The organism is Streptomyces sp. NPDC046977, assembly GCF_040644455.1.
Lineage (GTDB): Bacteria > Actinomycetota > Actinomycetes > Streptomycetales > Streptomycetaceae > Actinacidiphila.
Genome location: NZ_JBEYWO010000005.1, coordinates 88,171 through 110,524 on the forward strand (window position 1 = coordinate 88,171; position 22,354 = coordinate 110,524).

A 22,354-nucleotide genomic window follows, 5' to 3' on the forward strand; every position below is an offset into this window, starting at 1 on the left:
GGGCCACGGGCAGTTGGCCGCCCCGTGGCCCGGCTCCTACCCGAAAGAGTGATGGCGCAGGGGTCTCAGTACGAGAGCCGGCTGCCGTCCGGCGCCGTACGTCCCGCCTGCACCAGCGTGTCGACGATCACCCGCACCTGCGGCAGCCACGGCGCCCGCTGCCCGGGGTCCACGACCGGCCGCCGCTCCCAGCGCGCCCCGCCGGCCCCGACGGGCGAGGGCGGCAGCACCGTGTAGCCGCCCTGGCCGTGGAAGCGCAGGGAGGTCGGCACCCACTCGTGCCGGTCGAGCAACTCCCCCAGTTCCTCCAGGGAGTACGGCTCCACCAGGACCACTACGCGGGTCGGGGTGGCCACCACCGGACCGGTGCGCACCCCCCGCTTGGCGAGCACGCCGAGCGCCCGCGCCCCCGCGACGGCCGGCAGGCTGACCGCGGAGACGGGCCCGCCGGTGGCGAGGACAAGGGGCTGACCGGGGTGGTTCGTCCACCACCAGCGCACCATCCGCGGGTCACGGGTGGCCGCCAGGAGTCCGGGGTCGTGCGGATGGGCGCCGGGCACCGGGCAGTCGGGGCGCAGGCAGGCGCAGCCGCCCCGCCCGTCCGTCCCGGCTCCGGGCACCACGGGCCATTGCCACTGCTCGGCGCAGGTGAGCGCCGCGCGCAGCAGCTCCGGACTGCTCTTGCGTCGCTTTCCGAGGATCTCACGCATCCGCGCTCGTTCCTTTCCGTTGGCGCTCAGGGATCTGCCCATGACACAACGTAATCTGGAACACACCGCTTACGAGGCAGCGCATCACGTCTCGAGCCGAGCGTGGAACGTGGCGGGGGGTGGCGCACACATGGCGCTTGTCCGTCCAGGGTGTGCTGCGTACTGCGATTCCGTGGTTTCGGTGGTGCTCCGCGTGCGGTCCCGCTGGCTGTGCAACACCCCGCCGTGGGGGGAGGGTCGGCCGTCGCCGTCTAAGACGCTCGGGCCGGGCGCCGGGTTCCTGAGGCCGCCGACTCCCATCCCGTACGTACCCACTGCTGTGGATATGACGCACTGTCGAACCCCCCCAGTCGACAACTAATTGTGGCACGGGGCGCCCTTTTCCAGCCATAGTCGCGCAACCCTTACGGCGCATCGACACCACCGCACCTACCTGGGCAATCCTGGACACACCCCTGAGGAGGCGGTAGAAGGTAATGCATTGATAGCGGCGCAGAACGACTTGGGGGTTTGCGATGCTATTGACACAAATGCGCTGCTCTGCGGAGCCGCCGCCGTATCGCGTCAAAGGTCGCGAAAGCCGGCGACCATGAGTGCGGCGGGCCTTCCGAAAGTGGCCGGAATCAACCCACCCATTCCGACATCCGCGCACACTGCCGCTCCCGCGGTCGAACAGCAATCCCACCCGGACCAGCTGCCCGGGCAGGCCGGGACCGACGAACCGGCCGGTCAACCCGGTCCGGCGCAGGACGGCTTGGCGTCATGGGCCGAGGACCTGACGACGCTGCACGAGCTGTCCGAACGCCTCGCCCGCACCTCCTGCGTCGAGGACGCGCTGCGCGAAGTGCTCCGCGCGGGCGGCACCTTGACCGGCGCCCGGCGCGGGCTGGCCGGCGTGGGCCCGGCCACCGTCACCGGGCTCGGGCTCTGCCCCGCGGAGCTCGGCGCGCTGGAGACCGTCCCGCTGCCCGCCTCCCCCGGGACCGTGCCGGCCGAGGAGATCCACCCCGACCTGTGCCACGAGCCGGGCCTCGACCCGCGCCACCGCGAGGTCGCCGTACGGCTCGGCCTCGGCGCCAGCTACGCGGTGCGGCTGGCCACGGACAGCGCCGGGCGGCTCGGGTCGGCGGTGTGGTTCTACGACGAGCCCGCCGAACCGGGCGAGCGGCTGCGCCGCCTCATCGGCCTGTACTGCCGCCACGCCACCGAGCACCTGGCCCGGCTGGTCGAGCTGGACCACCTGAGGGCCACCACGGCCGCCCTGCGCGCACAGCTGCTGCCCACCCGCCTGCCCCGGATCCCCGGGGTCCGGCTGGCCGTGACGCACGTCGCGGCGCCCGGCGGCGGGGGCGACTGGTACGACGCGATGGCACTGCCGGAGGGCGCCCTCGGGCTGTCCGTCGGCGGGGTCACCGGCTCCGGCACGGGCACCGTCGGCGCGATGGGACGGCTGCGGGCGGCCCTGCGGGCGTACGCGGTGATGGAGGGCGAGGACCCGGTCGCGGTGCTCTCCGACCTGGAGCTGCTGCTGCGGCTGACCGAGCCCGCGCGCTCGGCGACCGCGCTGTACGCCTACGTCGACCCCGCCACCCGCCGGATCGCGCTGGCCGGGGCCGGGCACTGCCCGCCGCTGGTCGTCGGCGAGCGCCGGGTGGAGTTCGTGGAGACCTCGCTGTCGGCGCCGCTGGGCATGCTCAGCTGCTGGGAGGCGCCCGGCGCCGAGCTGCGGGCACTGCCCGGCGAGACGCTGCTGCTCTACACCGACGGGCTGCTGCACCGCACCGGCGACGCCACCGACCGGGCCGTCGCACGGCTGCACGCCGCGGCCGCGGGCGCCCCGCGCGCCGTCCGGGAGGACCCGGCCCTGCTGGCCGACCACATCCTGCGCACACTGCTGCCCGACGGCCGCGGTGACCAGGACAGCAGCGAGGACCTCGTCCTGCTGGCCGCCCGCTTCGACTGACCCACTTACGATGGGTGGGTCTACAGCGAGGAGGCATGACGTGGCCGAGGACCGCGCTCCGGAGAACCCGGAAGGCGACGAGCCCATCAAGCAGCGGAAGAACGGCCTGTACCCGGCCGTCTCCGACGAGCTCACCCAGGTGATGAAGTCGGGCTGGGCCGACACGGAACTGCGTGACCTGCAGCCCATGGAGCAGGCCGCGTACGCCGCCAAGCGGCGGGCCGCCCTGTCCGCCCGCTTCCCGGGCGAGCGACTGGTCGTCCCCGCCGGCAACCTGCGGACCCGCGCGAACGACACGGACTACCCCTTCCGTGCCGGCACCGAGTACGTGCACCTGACCGGCGACCAGACCCAGGACGCCGTCCTGGTCATGGAGCCCAACGGTGACGCCGGTCACGATGCGACCGCCTACCTGCTCCCCCGGTCCTCGCGGGAGAACGGCGAGTTCTGGCTCGACGGCCAGGGCGAGCTGTGGACCGGCCGCCGGCACAGCCTGGCGGAGGCCCAGGTGCTGCTCGGGGTGCCGTGCGCCGACGTGCGCAAGGCCGCCGACGCGCTGCGCGAGGCGACCGGCCCGGTGCGGGTCGTCCGCGGCTACGACGCCGGCATCGAGGCCGCGCTGACCGACAAGGTCACCGCGGAGCGCGACGCCGAGCTGAAGGAGTTCCTGTCCGAGCTGCGGCTGGTCAAGGACGAGTGGGAGATCGGCGAGCTGCAGAAGGCCTGCGACTCCACCGCCCGCGGCTTCGAGGACGTCGTCCGCGTCCTGGACAAGGCCGAGGCGACGTCCGAGCGCTACATCGAGGGAACGTTCTTCCTGCGCGCCCGCGTCGAGGGCAACGACATCGGCTACGGCTCCATCTGCGCCGCCGGCCCGCACGCCTGCACGCTGCACTGGGTCCGCAACGACGGCCCGGTGAACTCCGGCGACCTGCTGCTGCTCGACGCCGGTGTGGAGACCCACTCCCTCTACACCGCCGACGTCACCCGCACGCTGCCGGTGAACGGCACGTACAGCGATATCCAGCGCAAGGTCTACGACGCCGTGTACGACGCCCAGGAGGCCGGCATCGCCGCCGTCCGCCCCGGCGCCGCCTACCGCGACTTCCACGACGCCGCCCAGCGCGTGCTGACGGAACGGCTCGTCGAGTGGGGCCTGGTCGAGGGTCCCGTCGACCGCGTGCTGGAGCTCGGCCTCCAGCGCCGCTGGACCCTGCACGGCACCGGTCACATGCTCGGCCTCGACGTGCACGACTGCGCCGCGGCCCGTACCGAGACCTATGTCGACGGCACGCTGGAGCCCGGCGTGGTCCTCACCGTCGAGCCCGGTCTGTACTTCCAGGCCGACGACCTGACGGTCCCGGAGGAGTACCGGGGGATCGGCGTGCGCATCGAGGACGACATCCTCGTCACCGCCGACGGCAACCGGAACCTCAGCGCGGGCCTGCCGCGCAGCTCCGACGAGGTCGAGCGCTGGATGGCCGGCCTGCGCGGCTGAGTCACCGCGCGCGGACGGTGCCCCCGTTCCGTCCCCACGGGACGGGGGGCCGCCCGCACCGGCGCAAGGACCGCCCGCGGACGGGCGGTTGACGCCGGACCGGGACCGACCGGCTCAGGACACCCTGAGCAGCGCGTCGTCCCGCCACTTGAGGATCTTGTCGAAACTGACCACCGCCCCGTGACCGGGCCGGTTGTGGAAGTGGACATGGTCCACCAGCGCCTCGATCAGGAACAGCCCGCGGCCGTGCTCGGCGTGCTGGTCCTTCTTCGACAGCGGTCGTACGGCGTGGTGCGTGCGGCGCAGGTCCGGGGCGAAGCCCGGTCCGGAGTCGGCCACCTCGATGCGGCAGCGGTCGCCCTCGATACGGGCCGTCACCCGGTACTCGCCGTGACTCGCGTGCTCAACAGCGTTGGCACAGGCCTCGCTGAGGGCCACGGACAAGTCGTACGAGATGTCGGGGTCCACCCCGGCGGTCTCCATCGTCCCCAGCAGGAGCCGACGGGCGAGCGGAACGCTCGCAGCCTCGCGCCGCAAATGGAGGGACCACCAGATGCTCATGCTCAGCCTCCTGGCTGCGGCTCGACATACCGATACGTATTGCCCCGAAACACGGTCGGTAAGCGTGGTGTTGACGTGATGACGCCCATACGGCCGATGCCCGGTCCCGGCACACGGGTGTACGCGGGCGGCCGGACCTCATAGCACACCCCGCCGGGATGCGGGACCCACTGCATACGAACGGGGGGTACGGTGAGATGATGACGCCCGTCATGGCCTCTCCTGTGCGCGTCGGCGCCGATCTGCGACTGCTGCGGGCCGCGGTGTTCACCGCGGTCTGCGTCACGCTGTCCGCGGTCGCGCACTCCCTCGCCTCGGGCCATGCGGTGCCCGGCTGGTCGCTGGTGGCCGGCTGGATGGCGGTCTTCGCCGTGGCGGCGCCGCTCGCGGGACGGGAGCGCTCGCTCCCGGGGATCTCGGCGGGCCTGGCCGGCGGACAGCTCGCCCTGCACGTGCTGTTCAACGCGGGCGGGGTGTGCGCCCCGGGCGGCGCCCCCCGGACCGGCGGAATCCTGGAGATCGCACGGCTGATCTGCGGCCCGCGGGCCCAGCCGCTCTCCGGTGTGAGCGGCATGAGTCATATGAGCGGCATGGGCAGCATGGGCGACATGGCTGCCATGGGCGGCATGGGCGGTGCGGGCGGCATGACGCACGCTCACGCCGGGAGCACGATGCTCGCCTACAGCCTGCCGATGCTGCTCGGCCACCTGCTCGCCGCGCTCGCCGCGGGCTGGCTGCTGCGCCGTGGCGAGGCCGCGCTGTGGCGGATGATCGCCCTCGGCGCACGGGGTCTGGCCGAACTCACCGGCGCCGCCCTGCGGCACGCCGTCGCGCTGGTGCGCGCCCTGGTCGCGGGGGCGCCCGACGCGCCCTCCGCCGCGGCCGGCCCGCGCCGCCGCGTCGCCGACTCCGGGCCGCCGCACACCGTCCTGCTCCGGCACAGCCTCGCCCGTCGCGGACCTCCGGCGTACGCCCTCGCGGCCTGAACGCGACCCGCTCCACGGACGTAGGGAGACGGAGTCGCGTGCCGCACGCGTGCCATCCGTCACCCTCACACCTTCACCCGTGGAGTGTCTGCACCCATGAACGCCCTGAACTCCAAGAGCACCGCCGTGCGTCGCGCCGTCGCCGTCGCCGGACTCAGTGGAGCGGCCGTCCTCGCCGCCGCCGTGCCCGCCTTCGCGCACGTCTCCGTCCAGCCGAACTCCGCCGTCAAGGGCGGCTACAGCACGGTGTCCTTCAAGGTCCCCAACGAGGAGGACAAGGCGTCGACCATCAAGGTCGAGGTCAACCTGCCGGCCGACCACCCGATCGCGTCGGTCTCCCTCCAGCCCGTCCCCGGCTGGACGGCACAGGTCGTCAAGAGCAAGCTCGCCAAGCCGATCACGAGCGACGACGGCAGCATCACCGAGGCCGTCACCAAGATCACCTGGACCGGCGGGAAGATCGCCCCGGGTGAGTTCCAGCAGTTCCCGGTCTCGCTCGGCCCGCTGCCGGACGACGCCGACCAACTGGTCTTCAAGGCGATCCAGACGTACGACAACAAGGACGTCGTCCGCTGGATCGAGGAGCAGCAGGAGGGCCAGGAGGAGCCGGAGCACCCGGCGCCCGTGCTGACGCTGTCGGACGACTCCGAGGGCGCGTCGGGCGGCCACGGCCACGGCGCCGCCGCGTCCGCCTCCCCCGCCGCCGACACCCAGGCCGATGGTGACGCCAAGAGCGCCACCACGGTGAAGACCGCGTCCGCCGACTCCAGTGACACCACCGCCCGCGTGCTGGGCGTCGTCGGCATCGTCGTCGGCGTGCTGGGCGTCGGCTTCGGCGTGCTCGCCGGCCGCCGCCGCGGCGCCGGTGGCGGCACCCCCGCCGTCTGACGCAGTATCGCCGGGTGACCGCCGCCGCCCCGCGCGGCGGCGGCGGTCACCCGGCGTCGTACCGAACTTCCTGGGGAAACCTGATGCGTACCACCACCCGGGCGGTCGCCGCGGCGGCCGCCGTCGCGCTCGCCCTCACCCTGGCCGCCTGCGGCGGCTCGGACGGCCCGGCGGACGCCGCCGACGCCCCCCTGGTGTCCACCGACGCGACACAGAAGGCCGCGACCGTCCTCGACACGCCCTTCGACAAGCCGGACATGATCCTCACGGACACGCACGGCACGAAGTACGACCTGGTCAAGGAGACCGCGGGCAGGCCGACGCTGCTCTTCTTCGGCTACACCCACTGCCCCGACGTCTGCCCGACGACGATGAGCGACATCGCCATCGCCAAGTCCAAGCTGCCCAAGGCCGAACAGGCCGCGCTCACCGTGGTCTTCGTCAGCACCGACCCCGAGCGCGACACCCCGTCGCGGCTGGGCGCCTGGCTGGGCGCCATGGACCCGTCCTTCGTCGGCCTGACCGGCGACTTCGCCACGATCCAGGCGGGCGCCCGCTCGCTCGGCATCGCGGTGGAGAAGCCCGTCAAGGAGAAGGACGGCAGCATCACCGTCACGCACGGCGCCGAGGTCATGGCGTACTCGCCGAAGGACGACAAGGCGCACGCGCTCTACATGTCGGGCACCACCTCGCAGCAGTTCGCCGCCGACCTGCCGAAGATCATCCAGGGCCGGACCCCGTGAGGCGCCCGGTGGCGCCCGCGGCCGCCGCCCTGCTGGCCCTCGCGCTCGGCGCCGCGGCCTGCGGCTCCGCACCGGACGGACCCGAACTCCGGGTCAGCGGCGCCTACATACCGCAGCCCGCGCTCGGGGACATGGCGGCCGGCTACTTCACCGTGACCAACAGCGGTGACCAGGACGCCCGGCTGACCTCGGTCACCAGCGACCTGGCCGGCGAAGTGACCCTGCACTCCACCACGGGCAACGCCATGCGCCGGGTCGACGCGTTCACCGTCCCGGCGGGCGGACGGCTGACCCTCGGGCTCGGCGGGAACCACCTGATGCTGGAAAAGCTCACGCACAAGCCCGTGGCCGGTGAGGAGGTGTCCGTCGAACTGCACTTCGACGACGCCGAGGCCATCGACGTACGGGTCCCGGTCAAGCCGGCGGGCTATCGCCCGGGGGACTGAGGAGGGCGCCATGAAGGACATCAAGGAGCTGGCACGGGCCGGGCTGCGACTGCTGGCCGTCCCGCTGACCGTGCTCGGCCTGCTGCTCGGCGGCGCCGCGCCCGCCTCCGCGCACGCCGCGCTGGTGCGGACCGACCCCACGCAGGGCTCGGTGGTCAAGACCGCGCCGCAGCAGGTGCGGCTGACCTTCTCCGAGGGCGTGCTGCTGGCCTCCGACGCCGTCCGCGTCCTCGGGCCGGACGGCCGCCGCGCCGACACCGGCGCCGCGAGCAACGGCGGCGAGGGCAGCGACACAGCGGTCGTCGCGCTGCGGCCGGGGCTGGGCAACGGCACGTACACCGTGGCCTGGAAGGCGGTCTCCGCCGACAGCCACCCGGTGGCGGGGGCCTTCGTCTTCTCCATCGGCGCACCCTCGAAGACCACGGTCAGCCTGCCCACCCAGGAGGCGGGCGGCGGTGCGGTCGGGGCGCTGTACGACGTCGGACGCTACGCGGCCTATCTCGGGTTCGCCCTGATGGTCGGCTCCGCGTTCTTCCTCGGCGTGTGCTGGCCGGGCGGCGCGCAGCTCCGGCCGCTGCGCCGGCTGGTCGCCGGCGGCTGGGCGGGCATGGTCGGCGCGACGATAGCGCTGCTGCTGCTGCGCGCCCCGTACGCGGGCGGCGGCTCGCTCGGCGACGTCCTCGACCTCGGCGCCGTGAGCGACGTCCTGGACACCCGGCCGGGCGCCGCGCTGCTGTCGCGGCTGCTGCTGCTCGCCGCCTCCGCGGTCTTCATCGCCGTGCTCTTCGGCAGCTACGCCAAGCGGGAGGACCCGGTCGAGCGCCAGGACCTCGCCTGGGGTCTGTCGATCGGCGGCGGGGTCGTGGCCGTGGGCCTCGCCGCGACATGGGCGATGGCCGAGCACGCCTCGGTCGGCATCCAGTCCTCGGTGGCCATGCCGGTCGACATCGTGCACCTGCTGGCCATGGCCGTCTGGCTGGGCGGCCTGGCGACGCTGCTCGTCGCGCTGTGGCGCGGGCTGCCGGTGGAGCGGTCGGCGGTGCGGCGGTTCTCGCGCATCGCCTTCTGGGCCGTGGCGGCCCTGGTCGCCACCGGCGTCTACCAGTCGTGGCGTCAGCTCGGCTCCTGGGACGCCCTGGTCTCCACCGGGTACGGGCAGCTGCTGCTGGTGAAGATCGGCCTGGTCGTGCTGCTGCTGGAACTGGCCTGGCTCTCCCGGCGCTGGACCGGGCGGCTCGCCGAGAAGGCGAAGGCCGTGCAGCCCGTACGGACCGCGAAGGCCTCCAAGGCCGCGACCGCCGTCGCCCAGCCGGTGGCCGCGGGGCGGGGCGGCGAGCCGGCCGTCCGTACCGCGCAGCTGGCCCGGCAGGAGGCGGCGCTCGCCAAGGAGCGGGAGCGCAAGGCACGCGACGCCGACCCGGAGCGCACGGGCCTGCGCAAGTCCGTACTGGCCGAGGCCGCCGTCGCGGTCGTGATCCTGGGCGTCACCACCCTGCTGACCGGGACGCAGCCGGGCCGGGCCGCCGAGGAGAGCAGCGCGGCGGCGGGGGCGACCGCCCCGGTGACCTCGGTCCCCGAACCGCTGGACGTGCGGATCCCGTTCGACACGGGCGGCCCGGACGGCAAGGGCGAGGCGGAGGTGACGCTCGACCCCGGCAGCACCGCCGAGAACGAGCTGCACCTGCTGATCACCGCCCCCGACGGCCAGGCCCGCGACGTCCCCGAGGTGAAGGTCTCCTTCACGCTCCCGGCCCAGAAGATCGGCCCGATCCCGGTCACCCTGGGCAAGGTCGACACCGGCCACTGGAGCGCGGAGAACGTCCAGATCCCGATCGCCGGGCAGTGGACGCTCGCGGTCACCGTACGGACCTCGGACATCGACCAGGTCACCCGCACCGAGACAGTGAAGATCAAGTGACGAACGACCCGGTCCGCCGGCCGATCTCGCGGCGCCGCCTGCTCGGCACCGCCGGTGCGGCCGGCGCCGCGGGGCTGGTCGTGGGCGGCGGCTCCGCTGTCGCGGCGAACGCGGCCCGCGGCGAACCGGCCGCGCTCGCCTCGGTGGGCGCCGCACGCGTGCCCTTCCACGGCGTCCACCAGGCCGGCATCGTGACCGCGGCGCAGGCGCACGGCCACCTCACCGCCTTCGACCTGACCGCGGACGCCGGGCGCACGGGCGCCGCCGCGCTGCTGCGCCGCTGGTCGGCGGCGGCCGAGGCGATGACGGCGGGCCGGGTGCCCGCCGGCGACGACCAGATCGCCCTGGACGCCGGACCGGCCGCGCTGACCGTCACCTTCGGCTTCGGCCGCTCCTTCTTCGGCCGGACGGGGCTGCGGGCGCAGGCACCCGAGGCGCTGGCCCCGCTGCCGCCGTTCTCCGCCGACGCGCTCGACCCACGGCGCGGCGAGGGCGACCTGTGGATCCAGATCGGGGCGGACGACCCGCTGGTCGCCTTCCACGCCCTGCGCGTGCTGCAGAAGCAGGCCGCGGGAACGGCGGCACTGCGCTGGCAGATGACCGGCTTCAACCGCGCGCCCGGCGCCACCGCCGTCCCCCGCACGACGCGCAATCTGATGGGCCAGATCGACGGCACCAACAACCCGAAGCCGTCCGACCCCGACTTCGGGCAGCGGGTCTTCGTGCCCTCCTCCGGCGCGCCGGAGTGGATGGCCGGCGGCTCGTACGCGGTGGTGCGGCGGATCCGGATGCTGCTCGACTCCTGGGACCACCTCTCCGTGGAGCGGCAGGAACGGGTCATCGGGCGCCGCAAGTCCGACGGTGCCCCGCTGTCCGGGGGCGGCGAGGCCGCAAAGCCGGATCTGAACAGGATCGAGGCGGACGGCCGGACCTTCGCCATCGCCGCCGACGCCCACGTCCGGGTGGCCGCCCCGGAGTCCAACGGCGGCGCGGCGATGCTGCGGCGCGGCTTCTCGTACCACGACGGTTTCCGCGAGGACGGCGCCCCTGACGCCGGGCTGCTCTTCGTGGCCTGGCAGTCCGATCCGCTGACGGGCTTCGTCCCCGTGCAGCGCAAGCTCGACCGGGGCGACGGGCTCTCCCGCTTCCTGCGGCACGAGGCGAGCGGGCTGTTCGCGGTGCCGGGCGGTGCGGGGCCCGGCGAATACGTGGGGCAGCGGCTGCTGGAGGCGTAGGGCGCGCGGCCGCACCTCCCAGGGGCCCTCCGGTGAACAACCGGTGGGCCCTTCGGTTGTCCACCGCGTTATCCACAGGCCCTGGGAGCAACCTGGGGATAAGTCGACACGTCTGTGATGGCGAGTAGGGACCAGATCGACAAATCGGCACAGGGGCGCCATCCCGGCACACAGACCCCCAGGTCGGTATTCGTCAGCCCAATACCTTCGAACAACTCGATAGAGGGAAGAATTCTCACTCGAAAGGGAGTGTGAGTGGGGTTTGGCCGGGGAATCCATGGGCCCGCGACCGGCCGACGGAATGATCGACTCCACCGTCCACAGTTCATCCACACCCGCTGTGGACAAGCCGGTGGAATACCCGGCCCCCTGTGGATAACCCGTCCCGCCGGACCTGCTCCAACTGCCGTTGTCCACAGGGCACATGCCCTCGGGGGAGGGACGTGCGGAATTCGGTTGACGGACACTTTAACGTCATTTTCGGCTGCCGCGCATTTCCGGGGCCCCGCCTTTCAAATCGGACATAACGCTACATAAAGCACTTAACTTGTCGCGTTCGGGCCCGTCGCACCGGTAGCCTGTCCCCGTGATTGACCTTCGCCTGCTTCGTGAGGACCCCGACCGTGTGCGCGCCTCCCAGCGCGCCCGTGGAGAGGACGTCGGCATCGTCGACGCCCTGCTCTCCGCCGACGAGCGGCGCAGGTCGTCCAGTACCCGCTTCGACGAGCTGCGCGCCGAGCAGAAGACGCTCGGCAAGCTCGTCCCCAAGGCGCAGGGGGACGAGCGGGCGGAGCTCCTCAAGCGGGCCGAGCAGCTGAAGGCCGCGGTCAGGACCGCCGACGCCGAGCAGCACGAGGCCGCCGAGGAGGCGCAGCGCCTGCTGCTCCAGCTGGGCAACATCGTCCACCCCGACGCCCCGATCGGCGGCGAGGAGGACTTCGTCGTCAAGGAGGTGCTCGGCACCCCGCGCGACTTCGCCGCCGAGGGCTTCGAGCCCAAGGACCACATCGACCTCGGCGAACTGCTCGGCGCCATCGACGTCGACCGCGGCGCCAAGGTGTCCGGCTCGCGCTTCTACTACCTGACCGGCGTCGGCGCCCTGCTGGAGCTGGCCCTGGTCAACGCGGCCGTCGCCCAGGCGACCGCGGCCGGCTTCACCCCGATGCTGACCCCGACGCTGGTCAAGCCCGAGGCCATGGCCGGCACCGGCTACCTCGGCCAGGTCGAGGACGACGTGTACTACCTGGAGAAGGACGGCCTGTACCTGGTCGGCACCTCCGAGGTCCCGCTCGCCGCGTACCACATGGACGAGATCATCGACGCGGCCAAGCTGCCGCTGCGCTACGCCGGCTTCTCCCCCTGCTACCGGCGCGAGGCCGGCTCGTACGGCAAGGACACCCGCGGCATCATCCGGGTGCACCAGTTCGACAAGGTGGAGATGTTCGTCTTCACCCGCCCCGAGGACGCCGAGGCCGAGCACGAGCGCCTGCTGGAGTGGGAGAAGCAGTGGCTGACCTCGCTGGAGCTGCCGTTCCGGGTGATCGAGCTGGCCTCCGGTGACCTCGGCTCCTCCGCGGCGCGGAAGTTCGACTGCGAGGCGTGGATCCCGACCCAGGGCAAGTACCGCGAGCTGACCTCGACCTCGAACACCACCGAGTTCCAGGCCCGCCGGCTGTCCGTCCGGATGCGCGACGAGAACGGCACGCGCGCCCTGGCCACCCTCAACGGCACCCTGTGCGCCATCCCGCGCACGATCGTCGCCATCCTTGAGAACCACCAGCAGGCCGACGGCTCGATCCGGGTCCCCGAGGTGCTCCGCCCGTACCTGGGTGGCCGTGAGGTGCTGGAGCCGGTGGCCAAGTGACTCCTCCGCTCCCCTACCGCCTGGTCGCGACCGATCTCGACGGCACGCTGCTCGGCCCCGACCACACCGTCTCCGAGCGTTCGCGCCGGGCGCTCGCCGCGGCCGTCGCGGCGGGGGCCGCGCACGTCGTCGTCACCGGGCGCCCGGTCGCCCGCACCCGGCACGTGCTGGAGTCGCTGGGCTACGAGGGCCTCGCGGTGTGCATGCAGGGCGCGCAGGTCTACCACGCCGGCGAGCGGCGGCTGCTGACCTCGGTCACCCTGGACCGGCAGACGGCGCGGCAGGCGCTGGAGAAGATCGAGGCGGCGACCGGCCGGCTGGCCGTCGCCGCCGCCCTCGACGGCATGGACGGCGACATCGTCCTCGGCCCCGGCTACGAGCTCTTCGAGTCGGAGCTGCCGGTGGGCCAGGCCGACGCGCTGGACGAGCTGTGGACGGCGCCGATCAGCAAGCTGTACATCCAGCACCCGCAGCTGAGCGACGACGAACTCGCCGAGGCGGCCGTGACGGCCGCCGGCGGCCTGGTCGGGGTCGTGATGTCGGGAGCAGGCATCGTCGAGCTGCTGCCGCTGGGGCTGTCCAAGGCCAGGGGCCTGTCGCTGGCCGCCCGGCGGCTGGGGCTGACCGCCCCGGACACCATCGCCTTCGGCGACATGCCCAACGACCTGCCGATGCTCGAATGGGCCGGGTACGGCGTCGCCATGGGCAACGCCCACGCGTCGCTGAAGTCCGTCGCCGACGAGGTCACGGTCTCCAACGCCGAGGACGGCATCGCCGTGGTTCTGGAGCGGCTCTTCCCGGCCGCGTGAGCCCGCGGCAGGCGAGTCCGATCAGCAGCGCGGTGACGTGCCCGAGGTCGGTGTACGTCCGTCCGGGCTGCAACAGCGGGTAGGCGAGGCAGCCGGCGACGGCCGCGAGGTACGCCCAGCGCCACGGGGGACGCAGCAGGTACGTGAGCACGCCCGCCACCCCGGCGAGCCCGTAGCTCACCCCGATGTCGACGGTGTGCGCCAGCGACGGCGACAGCCGGTCGGCGTGGATGCCCAGGAAGACGGCCTGCTGGCTGATGAGGGTCGCGCCGACGTGCGCGAGGGCGACGACGGCGAGCCAGCGGCGGGTGCCGAGCCGGCGCTCGGCGGGGGCGTGCACGATCTCGTAGAAGAGGAAGTACACCAGGAAGGCCGGCGGGGACTCGATCCACAGCGCGCTGACGATCAGTACGCGGACCGGGTGGCTGCCCAGCTCTTCCAGGTTGGTGCTGTTGTGGTGCAGCAGGAAACCGCGGATGTGCGGCGGGACCGCCTCCAGGACACCGCTGGTCACCGCCAGGACGAGCAGCCAGGTGTGGGTGCCGGGGGTGGCGCGCACCCAGGCGCGGGCCTGCGCGAACAGCAGACGCGCCGTGTCGCCCGGAGCGACACGGCGTCGCCTGCCGCCGGCGTCGTGCGCCGGCTCGTTCGATGCCATCCCCACCATCTTGGGGCAGGGACGGCCGAGGCACTCAGCCGGTTCAGGCCGCCTTGATCGCCGAGACGTCGAAGGTGAGCTTGACCTTGTCGCTGATCAGGACGCCGCCGCCCTCGAGGGCCGCGTTGTAGGTCAGGCCCCAGTCGGCGCGGTTGACGGTGGTCGCGCCCTCGAAGCCGACGCGCAGGTTGCCGTACGGGTCGGTGGCCGAGCCGTTGAAGGTGAAGTCGATGGAGACCGGCTTGGTGGTGTCCTTGATGGTGAGGTCACCGTGCATGCGGTAGGTCTCGGCGTCGACCTGCTCGGCGGAGCTGCTGCGGAAGGTGATCTCCGGGTGGGCGGCGGCGTCGAAGAAGTCGCCGGTGCGCAGGTGCTCGTCGCGCTGGGCCTGGTTGGTGTCGATGCTGACGACCTTGATCTTCAGCTCGGCGGAGGAGTTGGCCGGCTTGGTGCCGTCGAGCTTCAGCGAGCCCTCGTACTCCGTGAACTGGCCGCGCACGGTGGTGACCATGGCGTGGCGGACGGAGAACCCGATCTCGCTGTGGGTCGGGTCGATCGTGTACTCGCCGGTCAGGTTCGCCAGGTCGGCGGTGGCCACGGCGTTCGCGGTGCCCGTGGTCTCGGCGTCGGTCTTGCGGCTGAACAGGCCCATGATGGCTTACTCCTCGTCGGGGGTGGTTGGTTTATGTTTCAACCTCTTGCACCGTAGCGCCATTCCCTTGAATTCTCAAGGAGGAGTGTGACGGAGCCCACTTTCGGGGGAACACCAGGAACCGCCTCCGACGCCGGCCACGGGCGGCGAGGCGCAGGTCGATGCGCCGGGCGAGCTCCGGGCGGAAGAGGGCGACGAGCAGCCCCAGTGCGACCAGGAACACACCGACGGCACAGAGCAGCGGAGTCTCGGACGTCACTCAGCACATCAGACAATCCGATGCGCGGCGGCGCGAGGAAACAAGGCCGCCCGGGCGGTGAGAACCACCCGGGCGGCGCAGTCCGCGGTACGGCGGGGCTACTCCTCGCCGGCCAGCGTCAGGGCGCGCATCCGCTGCGCGGCGTAGCCGGTGGCGAGCACGGTGACGCCGATCAGCAGCACCACCGCCAGCGGCAGCCCCACGTCCGACGTGATCTGCCCCTCGCCCGCGATCCGCTGCGCCAGCGCCAGCGCCCACTGCTGCACGCTCAGCGTGCGCGCGCCCGGCACCAGCGAGCCGATGAGCGACTCCCAGATCAGCGCGTACACCAGGCCGAAGACCACGGCCTGCCGGGTCACGACCCCCAGCAGCAGGAAGAGCGCCGCGTAGGTCACCGAGGCGACGGCCGCGGCCACGGTGAAGGCCACCGCGATGCCCTGGCTGTTGCCGTTGAGGATGAACCCGGCGATCAGCGTCGGCACGGCGGAGAAGACCACCGAGACACCGATCGCGACCAGCAGCTTGGTGATGATGATCGTCGGCCGCGGGACGGGCTTGGCCAGCAGGTAGACGATCGACCCGTCGTCGATCTCCGGCCCGACGGCGCCCGTGCCGGCGAAGACGCCGACCAGCGGGACCATCGTCGCCAGGGCGAAACCGCCCAGGACCGACGTGGCGGTGGAGTCGTCGGCACCGGTCAGCCCGCGCACCGCCGCCGAGATGAGGATCAGCAGCGCGGGCAGGGCGAACAGGACCAGGGCCCGGCGCCGGCCGAGCAGACCCCGGTAGGTCAGCCGGGCCACGGTGGGATTGAACAGTGGGAACACAGGAAGCTCCTCGTCCTATGCCGTGACCAGATAGGAGAACACGCTCTCCAGGGACTCGTCGGAGGGCGAGACCGTGAAGAGCCGGATGCCGCGCTCGCGGGCGACCCGCGGGAGAAGTTCGGTGAAGCCGGCGAAGTCGATCGCCTGGATCCGCAGCGCCCGCTCCTTCCAGTCCAGCTCGATGGCGGCCGTGGAACCGTCCGCGATCAGCGCGGCGGCCAGCGCCCGGTCGTCGCTGGACCGCACCAGATAGCGGTGCGGCCGGTCCGTCATCAGCCGGCGGATCTTGCGGAAGTCGCCGGAGGCGGCGTGCCGGCCGGCGACGACCACCTCGATGTGGCTGGCCAGCTGCTCGACCTCCTCCAGGATGTGCGAGGAGAACAGCACCGTGCGGCCCTCGTCGCCCATCCGCCGCAGCAGCTCCATCAACTGCAGCCGCTGGCGCGGGTCCATGCCGTTGAACGGCTCGTCCAGCAGCAGCACCGACGGGTCGTGCACCAGCGCGGAGGCCATCTTCGCGCGCTGCCGCATGCCCTTGCTGTACGTGGCGATCTTGCGGTCCTGCGCGAACTCCATCTCGACGGTGGCCAGCGCCCGCGCGGCCGCGGCGCCCGGGTCAGGCAGGCCGTGCAGTTCCGCGTTGGCGACGACGAACTCCCGCGCGGTCAGGAAGTCGTACATCGCCTCCCGCTCGGGCACGACGCCGATGTGCCGGTAGACCTGCTCGTTGCGCCAGATCACCGCACCGTCGAGGGTCACGCTGCCGACCGAGGGGGCCAGGAAGCCGCCCATCATGTTGATCAGGGTGGACTTGCCCGCGCCGTTGGGGCCGAGCAGACCGGTGACGCCGGGGCCGATCGTCATCGTCACGTCGTTGACGGCGACGACATTGCCGAACCAGCGGGACACATGGTCGATGGACAAGGTGGTCACGACAGGACGGCCTTTCGGTAGCGGCGCATCAGCAGGCCGAAGGAGCCGGCGATCGCGGCGAGCAGGACAACCACGTAGGCCACGCCGGCCATCGCGTTCGGCGGACCCGCGGCGTCGACGAAGGAGGACGAGGCACCCAGCACCCAGGTCTGCGCCCCGTCGATCAGCGTGATCGGCGAGAACAGCCCCAGCCAGCCGATCACGTCCTTGTCGCCCTGCACGGAGGCGACCGCCTGGACACTGGAGACCGCGCCGTACGGCAGCGTGAACGCGGCGATGATCGCCGCGACACCGAAGCCCCGGCGCGGGGTGAGCGCCGCGATCACCAAGCCGACGCCCGCGTAGAGCATCGACAGCAGCAGCTCGGCCAGCAGGGCCTTGGCGAAGCCCGAGGTCTGGTCGGAGAAGTCGAACTTCCCCAGCAGCGCGCCGATGTAGAGGATCAGCACGGGGGTCGCGGTGAGGATGAAGATCGCCGTGGTGAGCGCAGCGAACTTCGCCGCGACGTAGTCGACCGCCTCGATCGGGCGGGAGAAGTACAGCGGCGTCACCTTGAAGCGCAGGTCCAGCGAGACCGCCTGGGGCGCCTGCGCCGCCAGGAAGAGGCCGATCACCGCCTGCATGATGATCGCGTACCGCGTGTACTCGATCGGCAGCTCGGTCATTTTCGTGCCGATCGCGACGGCCACGATGATCGCGGCGGGCGCGCACATCACCGCGAACAGCATCATCGGCAGCACCTTGGACTTCACCGACCGGCCCAGTCCGTAGGCACCGCGCAGACTCTGCGTGTACAGCGAGCGCCTGGCGTACGCGCGGCCCAGCCGCGGCCCGTCGTAGTGCCGGTACCCGATGTCGTGAATGACGTCCTGGGCGCCGCCGGCAGCCGGCCCGCGTCCCTCAAGCTGCGTCACGGTCGTCCCCTCCCCGGAAGATCTCGGCGATGCGGTGGCGGCGCTGCTCCATCCGGACCAGGCCGGAGCCCAGTTCCGCCACGGCGTCGCGCACGGTGTCGTAGGTCTCGTCGCCGTCTATGTCGACGTGCAGCAGATGGCCTTCGGCGTGGGCGTTCAGCCCCGCGGCGGTGAGCTTGCTCAGCAACTCCTCCTCGTGGTCGGTCACCTCGACCGCGAGGGAGGCGGTGGCCTGCGTGAAGTCACTGGTGGAGGAGGCGCGCAGCAGCTGTCCGCCGTCGATCACGACGATGTGGTCGCTGGTGCGCTCCAGCTCGCCGAGCAGGTGCGAGGTGACGAGGACGGAGATGCCGAACTCGGTGTGGACACGCCGGATCAGCCCGAGCATGTCGTCGCGGCCGACGGGGTCCAGCCCGTTCGTCGGCTCGTCGAGCAGCACCAGTCGCGGGTCGTGCACCAGGGCCTGGGCCAGCTTCACGCGCTGCTTCATGCCCGTCGAATAGCCGCCCATGGGGCGGTAGCGCTCCTCGTACAGCCCGACATGGCGCAGCGTGTCGGCGGTCCGCTCACGCGCGGCCGTCGGCGGCAGCCCGGACATACGGGCCATGTGCACGACGAACTCCGTCGCGGAGACGTCCGGCGGCAGGCAGTCGTGCTCCGGCATGTACCCCACGGCGGCACGGATGTCCGCACCCTGGGTCGCCACGTCCATGCCCAGCACGGCGGCGCGGCCCTCGGTGGCCGGCGACAACCCGAGCAGGATCTTGATCAGGGTCGACTTGCCGGCCCCGTTCGCACCCACCAACCCGGTCACCCCGGGTTCGATGTCCACGGTGAGCCGGTCCAGAGCGGTCACCCTCGGGTACCGCTTCGTCAGGCTTTCAGCAGCGATCACAGTCACACCACGAACCTAGTGGTGCGAACCACACCCGTCGTCAGCCTCGGGGGTAGTCGTCCCTAGTCCTTGGGGCGGATGTTCCCGTAGGGGACGGGTGATCACCGGATACGTTGCGGTCGGCGGGCATCTCGTGCGAGAGGGGCGTGAACGGGCGTGCGGAGCGTCGGGAACGTCGCGGGCGGGGAGAGCCGGGAGGTCCGGCGGACTCGCGGGGTCCGGGGCGTCCTGGGAGGAGCGGGCAACGGGGCGTCGTCGGGACGGTCCTGGGTGTGCTGCGCCGCAGACCGGCGCTGCTGCGTTTCCGGCGTGTTCCGGCGCTGAACGCGGGGGTCCTCGGGATCCTCCTGCTCATCGCGTGGCTTCAGCCGCTGCGGGGCATCCGGGAGCGCGCGCGGCTCGACCGGTCCCGCACCACGGGGCAGTTCATGGCACTCCTGGTGTGGTTCTTCCTGCTGACCTGCACCACCACGTACGTCAACACGGCACTGCTGCAGTCCGTGCACGCGCTGGGGCAGGGCCTGCGCCCGGCCGTGCGCGTCCCGCCGCGTGCGGCGCTGCGGCGACTGCCGGCACTGCCGGCGTGGTGCCTGCCGGACAGCAGCCCGGGGAAACCGACCGCGGGGGTGTCCCGGGTCTTCGAACCGGCGGGCACGTCCTGGTCGTTGTGGACCTTCTTCGTGCTGCCCGTGAGCGTCGTCGAGGGCACCGGCCTCGTCAGCGGCCTGCGCCGCTCAGTGGCACCGGGCCGCGCGGAGCCGGTCAACCGGGTGGCCGGCGGGATACGCCTGGCCCTGACAACCGTCCTGGTGGTGATCATCGCGATCGTGGTCCTCATCCTGGCGGTCGAGACGGACAGCGTGACGGTCATGGTCGCCGCGGCGGGCTGTGTCGTCGCGCTGTTCCTCGCGACGGGCCTGCTCTCCACGACCGTTTCCGGCACCTACGACATCCACGGCATCCACGGCATGGCGCTCTACCAGCGGGCGGTGGCACGTCGGCCGGCCTGACCGGCGCGTCCTGCCGTACCCGTCGGTACTTCCTGGGCTGCCGGGGCTGCCGGTTCCGGGCGTGACGTCCGGTCCCGCGGTCCGTGGCAGCGCGTACGCGACACTCACGCGCAGAGCGCCAAGTCGCTGCGGCGGTCGGCGGCACGGGCGTGCGCCTCGGCCGCCGTCCTGGACGAGGACTCGTCGGCAGCGGAATCGGCGACGACCACCTGGCTGGAAGCGCCCTCACGGACCCTGCGGGAACCACTGCGCGGCACCGGGGAGGCGCCGTGGGCCTCGGCGCGGATGCGCTGCTTCATCGTGGGCGGCAGCGACAGTTCGCGCAGGCAGTCGGCGATACGCGGAGCGAGGACGTGCGCGGCGGACGACTCGTGCGACGACGTGGACCCCGGTGACGACCCTGTTGGTGCCGATGCCATCGCGGCGCGGTGGGCGAGGGCGGCGCGATGTGCCGTGCCCTGCCGTGTCGTGCGGTCGGGCCGTGGCCGGGCGGCGGGAACGAGGTGGCGTGCGGACCGCGCGCGGGGCGGGCGCACGGGTTCGCGGCGTTCCGCTGCCGCGCCCGTGGGTGGTGCGTTCACCTCCCTGCCGGTCGCGGCGAGCAGCGCCTCCACCAGGGAGAGCGGGGCGGCCTCCGGTCGCGGGGCGCCGGCGGCCGTGGTACGGCCGGCCGGGACGGCGAAGCCGAGACCGGCGATCACCTTGAGCAGGAGTGTGACGAAGACGTTCCAGAACGCCTTGGCGAAATTGTTGGCAGCCATGACCTCTCACTTCCTCGTGAGTCGGGGAGCGACTAGTCCGATGATGCGGAAGTGAGCACGAAATGCCCGGAAGCGCACCTCGAGAGTGGCGATATTCCGATCAACACCACCCGGGTGGCCCAAGCGGGGTCCCATCGCCCCCGTTCGGAGGCCCGCTCACCTGACAATCTCCCGAGTTGCGGACCCCGCAGGCCGGTGTTATTTCCCGGTAGTCCCCGTGCCCCGCTTGGGGCGGGACGTGGCCACGGCGTCCCGCACGACCCGCTCGACGTGCCGCCGGCGCGGAGAACCACCCGCCCTGACGAAGCCCGGGAGACAGTTCCCGCGCCGGATACGTTGGCCTCCGTGTCCTTCCGGTTCTCCTTCACGGGCCCTTCGGCGCCTGCGGTCGCACCCGTTCGCGCGACGCCGCCGGAACCCCTCGAGGACCTGACCGTGTACGGATGCGGGGTCCTGGCCCGGACGGACGCCGCCTTCCACATCGGCGGATTCGGCTGGGACGACTGGCACTTCGATGTGGGCTACGACATGTCGGCCTTCGTCGAGGAGCTGCCCGGGCTGATCGACGGCCTGCGCGCGGGCCGGGAGACGGAGTTGGACCTCTGTCCGCAGGGCGTGGAGCGCACCTTGACGTTCCGGCCCGACGGCGAGCGGGTGCGCATCGGTTGCGTGTCACGGACGTCCTGGGTGCCGCGACCGGATGTCGAGGTGCGCGCAGCCGACGAGCTGATGGACGACTGCGTCCGGCTCGCCACTGACGTCGCGACCGCCATCGCGGCCGTCGCGCCCGCGCTCGCCCCTCTGCCGCCGTTCGAAAGCTGGTTGCGGGGAGACGTCTGACGCCCGGGCCGTATGGTCGTCCTATGCGTCTGAGCACTGTGATTCTGCCGATCTACCGTTGGGCCGCGGAGGGGCGGGAGGTGTGGCGGCGGGCCGAGCAACTCGGCTTCCACACCGGCTGGACCTACGACCACCTGTCGTGGCGGAGCTTCCGGGACCTGCCCTGGTACGGGGCGGTGCCGACGCTGACGGCCGCGGCCGCGGCGACCGAACGAATGCGGCTGGGAACGCTGGTGACCTCGCCCAACTTCCGGCACCCGGTGACGCTGGCGAAGGAACTTATCACCGTGGACGACGTCAGCGACGGCCGCCTCACGCTGGGCATCGGCGCCGGCGGGACCGGCTTCGACGCCACGGCGCTGGGGCAGGAGGCGTGGACACCCCGGGAGCGGGCGGACCGCTTCGGGGAGTTCGTGCCGGTGCTGGACCGGCTGCTGACCGAGCCGGTCGTGGACTACGAGGGGGAGTTCTACTCGGCGCGCGAGGTGCGGAACATCCCCGGCTGCGTGCAGCGGCCGCGGATCCCCTTCGCCGTGGCGGCCACCGGGCCGCGCGGGATGCAGCTGACGGCGCGCTACGGACAGGCGTGGGTGACCTACGGCGACCCCAAGGGCCCGGCCGACGTGCCGGTCGAGGACTGCCCGGCCGTGGTCTCCCGGCAGTTCGACAAGCTGGAGATCGCGTGCGCGGAGATCGACCGCGATCCGGGCGAGCTGGAGCGGGTGCTGCTCACCGGGTCCACGGCGGAGCGCCCGCTGGAGTCCCTGGACGCCTTCGTGGACTTCGCCGGGCGGTACGCGGAGATCGGCATCACCGAGATCGTCCTGCACTGGCCGGTGCCGGACTCGGTCTACGCGGCCGACGAGAAGATCTTCGAGCGCATCGCCACCGAGGCCCCCGCGCAGCTCAGCTGAGGCTGAGCCCGGTCCCCCGCCGCCGCCATTGAGCCGGCAGCACCGGCGACGCGACCGGCGGGGGACCGGC

22 protein-coding genes are annotated in these 22,354 nt (G+C 72.3%); 13 read left to right on the forward strand and 9 right to left on the reverse strand.

Annotated features, from left to right (window positions below; all coding sequences use genetic code 11):
• Positions 1-65: 65 nt before the first annotated feature.
• Positions 66-710 carry a bifunctional DNA primase/polymerase gene (locus ABZ883_RS09645; RefSeq protein ID WP_360904298.1) on the reverse strand — a complete coding sequence of 215 codons (645 nt, stop codon included), beginning with the start codon at positions 708-710 and terminating at the stop codon, positions 66-68.
• A gap of 589 nt (positions 711-1,299) precedes the next feature.
• Here ABZ883_RS09645 and ABZ883_RS09650 point away from each other — a divergent pair.
• Together ABZ883_RS09650 and ABZ883_RS09655 are read left to right on the forward strand one after the other, a co-directional pair.
• Complete coding sequence (locus ABZ883_RS09650) at positions 1,300-2,673, forward strand: PP2C family protein-serine/threonine phosphatase (protein WP_360904301.1); 1,374 nt, start codon at positions 1,300-1,302, stop codon at positions 2,671-2,673.
• Between the two features lie 10 nt (positions 2,674-2,683).
• Entirely contained in the window at positions 2,684-4,171 is a 1,488-nt protein-coding gene (locus ABZ883_RS09655; protein ID WP_360904304.1) for an aminopeptidase P family protein, read from the forward strand.
• 114 nt (positions 4,172-4,285) lie between these two features.
• Here the strand turns inward: ABZ883_RS09655 and ABZ883_RS09660 are convergent, their stop codons facing one another.
• Positions 4,286-4,732, reverse strand: a complete 447-nt coding sequence (locus tag ABZ883_RS09660; RefSeq protein WP_319663428.1) for an ATP-binding protein — start codon at positions 4,730-4,732, stop codon at positions 4,286-4,288.
• Positions 4,733-4,944: 212 nt separating this feature from the next.
• Between ABZ883_RS09660 and ABZ883_RS09665 the strand changes: the two genes are divergently transcribed.
• From ABZ883_RS09665 to ABZ883_RS09700, 8 genes are all read left to right on the forward strand, one after another.
• The gene (locus ABZ883_RS09665; RefSeq protein ID WP_360904308.1) at positions 4,945-5,718 is read left to right on the forward strand and encodes a hypothetical protein; all 774 of its coding nucleotides are present in this window, start codon (positions 4,945-4,947) and stop codon (positions 5,716-5,718) included.
• A 96-nt stretch (positions 5,719-5,814) separates the two neighbouring features.
• Positions 5,815-6,606, forward strand: a complete 792-nt coding sequence (locus ABZ883_RS09670; protein WP_360904311.1) for a YcnI family protein — start codon at positions 5,815-5,817, stop codon at positions 6,604-6,606.
• A gap of 83 nt (positions 6,607-6,689) precedes the next feature.
• Positions 6,690-7,349, forward strand: coding sequence for an SCO family protein (locus ABZ883_RS09675; RefSeq protein WP_360904316.1), 660 nt, complete (start codon positions 6,690-6,692; stop codon positions 7,347-7,349).
• Positions 7,346-7,795, forward strand: coding sequence for a copper chaperone PCu(A)C (locus ABZ883_RS09680; RefSeq protein ID WP_360904319.1), 450 nt, complete (start codon positions 7,346-7,348; stop codon positions 7,793-7,795). The genes ABZ883_RS09675 and ABZ883_RS09680 overlap by 4 nt, the downstream gene beginning before the upstream one ends.
• A gap of 10 nt (positions 7,796-7,805) precedes the next feature.
• Complete coding sequence (locus ABZ883_RS09685; RefSeq protein ID WP_360904322.1) at positions 7,806-9,713, forward strand: copper resistance protein CopC; 1,908 nt, start codon at positions 7,806-7,808, stop codon at positions 9,711-9,713.
• Positions 9,710-10,948 carry an iron uptake transporter deferrochelatase/peroxidase subunit gene (gene efeB, locus ABZ883_RS09690; RefSeq protein WP_360904326.1) on the forward strand — a complete coding sequence of 413 codons (1,239 nt, stop codon included), beginning with the start codon at positions 9,710-9,712 and terminating at the stop codon, positions 10,946-10,948. Before ABZ883_RS09685 ends, efeB begins: the two co-directional genes overlap by 4 nt.
• Before the next feature lie 586 nt (positions 10,949-11,534).
• Positions 11,535-12,812, forward strand: a complete 1,278-nt coding sequence (gene serS / locus ABZ883_RS09695; protein ID WP_360904329.1) for a serine--tRNA ligase — start codon at positions 11,535-11,537, stop codon at positions 12,810-12,812.
• A complete protein-coding gene (locus ABZ883_RS09700; RefSeq protein WP_360904332.1) occupies positions 12,809-13,621 on the forward strand; it encodes a Cof-type HAD-IIB family hydrolase in 813 nt (270 codons plus the stop codon). The genes serS and ABZ883_RS09700 overlap by 4 nt, the downstream gene beginning before the upstream one ends.
• Here ABZ883_RS09700 and ABZ883_RS09705 read toward each other — a convergent pair.
• The 6 genes from ABZ883_RS09705 to ABZ883_RS09730 all read right to left on the reverse strand — a co-directional run bounded on the left by ABZ883_RS09705 (position 13,557) and on the right by ABZ883_RS09730 (position 18,765).
• On the reverse strand, positions 13,557-14,279 hold the full coding sequence (locus ABZ883_RS09705; protein WP_360904335.1) for a rhomboid-like protein: 723 nt from the start codon (positions 14,277-14,279) through the stop codon (positions 13,557-13,559). The two genes, ABZ883_RS09700 and ABZ883_RS09705, sit on opposite strands and share 65 nt — an antisense overlap.
• 43 nt (positions 14,280-14,322) lie before the next feature.
• On the reverse strand, positions 14,323-14,931 hold the full coding sequence (locus tag ABZ883_RS09710) for a YceI family protein (RefSeq protein WP_360904338.1): 609 nt from the start codon (positions 14,929-14,931) through the stop codon (positions 14,323-14,325).
• Positions 14,932-15,288: 357 nt separating this feature from the next.
• Positions 15,289-16,008, reverse strand: coding sequence for an ABC transporter permease subunit (locus ABZ883_RS09715; protein ID WP_360905114.1), 720 nt, complete (start codon positions 16,006-16,008; stop codon positions 15,289-15,291).
• 24 nt (positions 16,009-16,032) lie between these two features.
• A complete protein-coding gene (locus ABZ883_RS09720) occupies positions 16,033-16,950 on the reverse strand; it encodes an ABC transporter ATP-binding protein (RefSeq protein ID WP_360904341.1) in 918 nt (305 codons plus the stop codon).
• Positions 16,947-17,864, reverse strand: a complete 918-nt coding sequence (locus tag ABZ883_RS09725) for an ABC transporter permease (RefSeq protein ID WP_360904344.1) — start codon at positions 17,862-17,864, stop codon at positions 16,947-16,949. Before ABZ883_RS09725 ends, ABZ883_RS09720 begins: the two co-directional genes overlap by 4 nt.
• Positions 17,851-18,765: an ABC transporter ATP-binding protein gene (locus ABZ883_RS09730; RefSeq protein WP_360904347.1), complete on the reverse strand. Its 915-nt coding sequence runs from the start codon at positions 18,763-18,765 to the stop codon at positions 17,851-17,853. Before ABZ883_RS09730 ends, ABZ883_RS09725 begins: the two co-directional genes overlap by 14 nt.
• A 266-nt stretch (positions 18,766-19,031) precedes the next feature.
• On the opposite strand from ABZ883_RS09730, the gene ABZ883_RS09735 reads away from it, so the two are divergent.
• On the forward strand, positions 19,032-19,769 hold the full coding sequence (locus tag ABZ883_RS09735) for a DUF6159 family protein (protein WP_360904350.1): 738 nt from the start codon (positions 19,032-19,034) through the stop codon (positions 19,767-19,769).
• A 104-nt stretch (positions 19,770-19,873) separates the two neighbouring features.
• Here ABZ883_RS09735 and ABZ883_RS09740 read toward each other — a convergent pair whose 3' ends face one another.
• Positions 19,874-20,530, reverse strand: a complete 657-nt coding sequence (locus ABZ883_RS09740; RefSeq protein ID WP_360904353.1) for a DUF6344 domain-containing protein — start codon at positions 20,528-20,530, stop codon at positions 19,874-19,876.
• Positions 20,531-20,875: 345 nt separating this feature from the next.
• Here ABZ883_RS09740 and ABZ883_RS09745 point away from each other — a divergent pair, with 345 nt between their 5' ends.
• Together ABZ883_RS09745 and ABZ883_RS09750 are read left to right on the forward strand one after the other, a co-directional pair.
• Positions 20,876-21,370, forward strand: coding sequence for a hypothetical protein (locus ABZ883_RS09745; protein WP_360904356.1), 495 nt, complete (start codon positions 20,876-20,878; stop codon positions 21,368-21,370).
• 23 nt (positions 21,371-21,393) lie between these two features.
• The gene (locus tag ABZ883_RS09750) at positions 21,394-22,284 is read left to right on the forward strand and encodes an LLM class flavin-dependent oxidoreductase (protein ID WP_360904360.1); all 891 of its coding nucleotides are present in this window, start codon (positions 21,394-21,396) and stop codon (positions 22,282-22,284) included.
• Positions 22,285-22,354: the final 70 nt, after the last annotated feature.

Bases quoted from the DNA above. Each gene is read 5' to 3' on its own strand.
- ABZ883_RS09710 (WP_360904338.1), bottom strand. From the start codon at position 14,931: ATGGGCCTGTTCAGCCGCAAGACCGACGCCGAGACCACGGGCACCGCG.
- ABZ883_RS09675 (WP_360904316.1), top strand. From the start codon at position 6,690: ATGCGTACCACCACCCGGGCGGTCGCCGCGGCGGCCGCCGTCGCGCTC.
- ABZ883_RS09650 (WP_360904301.1), top strand. From the start codon at position 1,300: ATGAGTGCGGCGGGCCTTCCGAAAGTGGCCGGAATCAACCCACCCATT.
- ABZ883_RS09685 (WP_360904322.1), top strand. From the start codon at position 7,806: ATGAAGGACATCAAGGAGCTGGCACGGGCCGGGCTGCGACTGCTGGCC.
- ABZ883_RS09705 (WP_360904335.1), bottom strand. From the start codon at position 14,279: ATGGCATCGAACGAGCCGGCGCACGACGCCGGCGGCAGGCGACGCCGT.
- ABZ883_RS09750 (WP_360904360.1), top strand. From the start codon at position 21,394: ATGCGTCTGAGCACTGTGATTCTGCCGATCTACCGTTGGGCCGCGGAG.
- ABZ883_RS09670 (WP_360904311.1), top strand. From the start codon at position 5,815: ATGAACGCCCTGAACTCCAAGAGCACCGCCGTGCGTCGCGCCGTCGCC.
- ABZ883_RS09740 (WP_360904353.1), bottom strand. From the start codon at position 20,530: ATGGCTGCCAACAATTTCGCCAAGGCGTTCTGGAACGTCTTCGTCACA.
- ABZ883_RS09660 (WP_319663428.1), bottom strand. From the start codon at position 4,732: ATGAGCATCTGGTGGTCCCTCCATTTGCGGCGCGAGGCTGCGAGCGTT.
- ABZ883_RS09655 (WP_360904304.1), top strand. From the start codon at position 2,684: ATGGGTGGGTCTACAGCGAGGAGGCATGACGTGGCCGAGGACCGCGCT.
- ABZ883_RS09665 (WP_360904308.1), top strand. From the start codon at position 4,945: ATGGCCTCTCCTGTGCGCGTCGGCGCCGATCTGCGACTGCTGCGGGCC.
- ABZ883_RS09645 (WP_360904298.1), bottom strand. From the start codon at position 710: ATGCGTGAGATCCTCGGAAAGCGACGCAAGAGCAGTCCGGAGCTGCTG.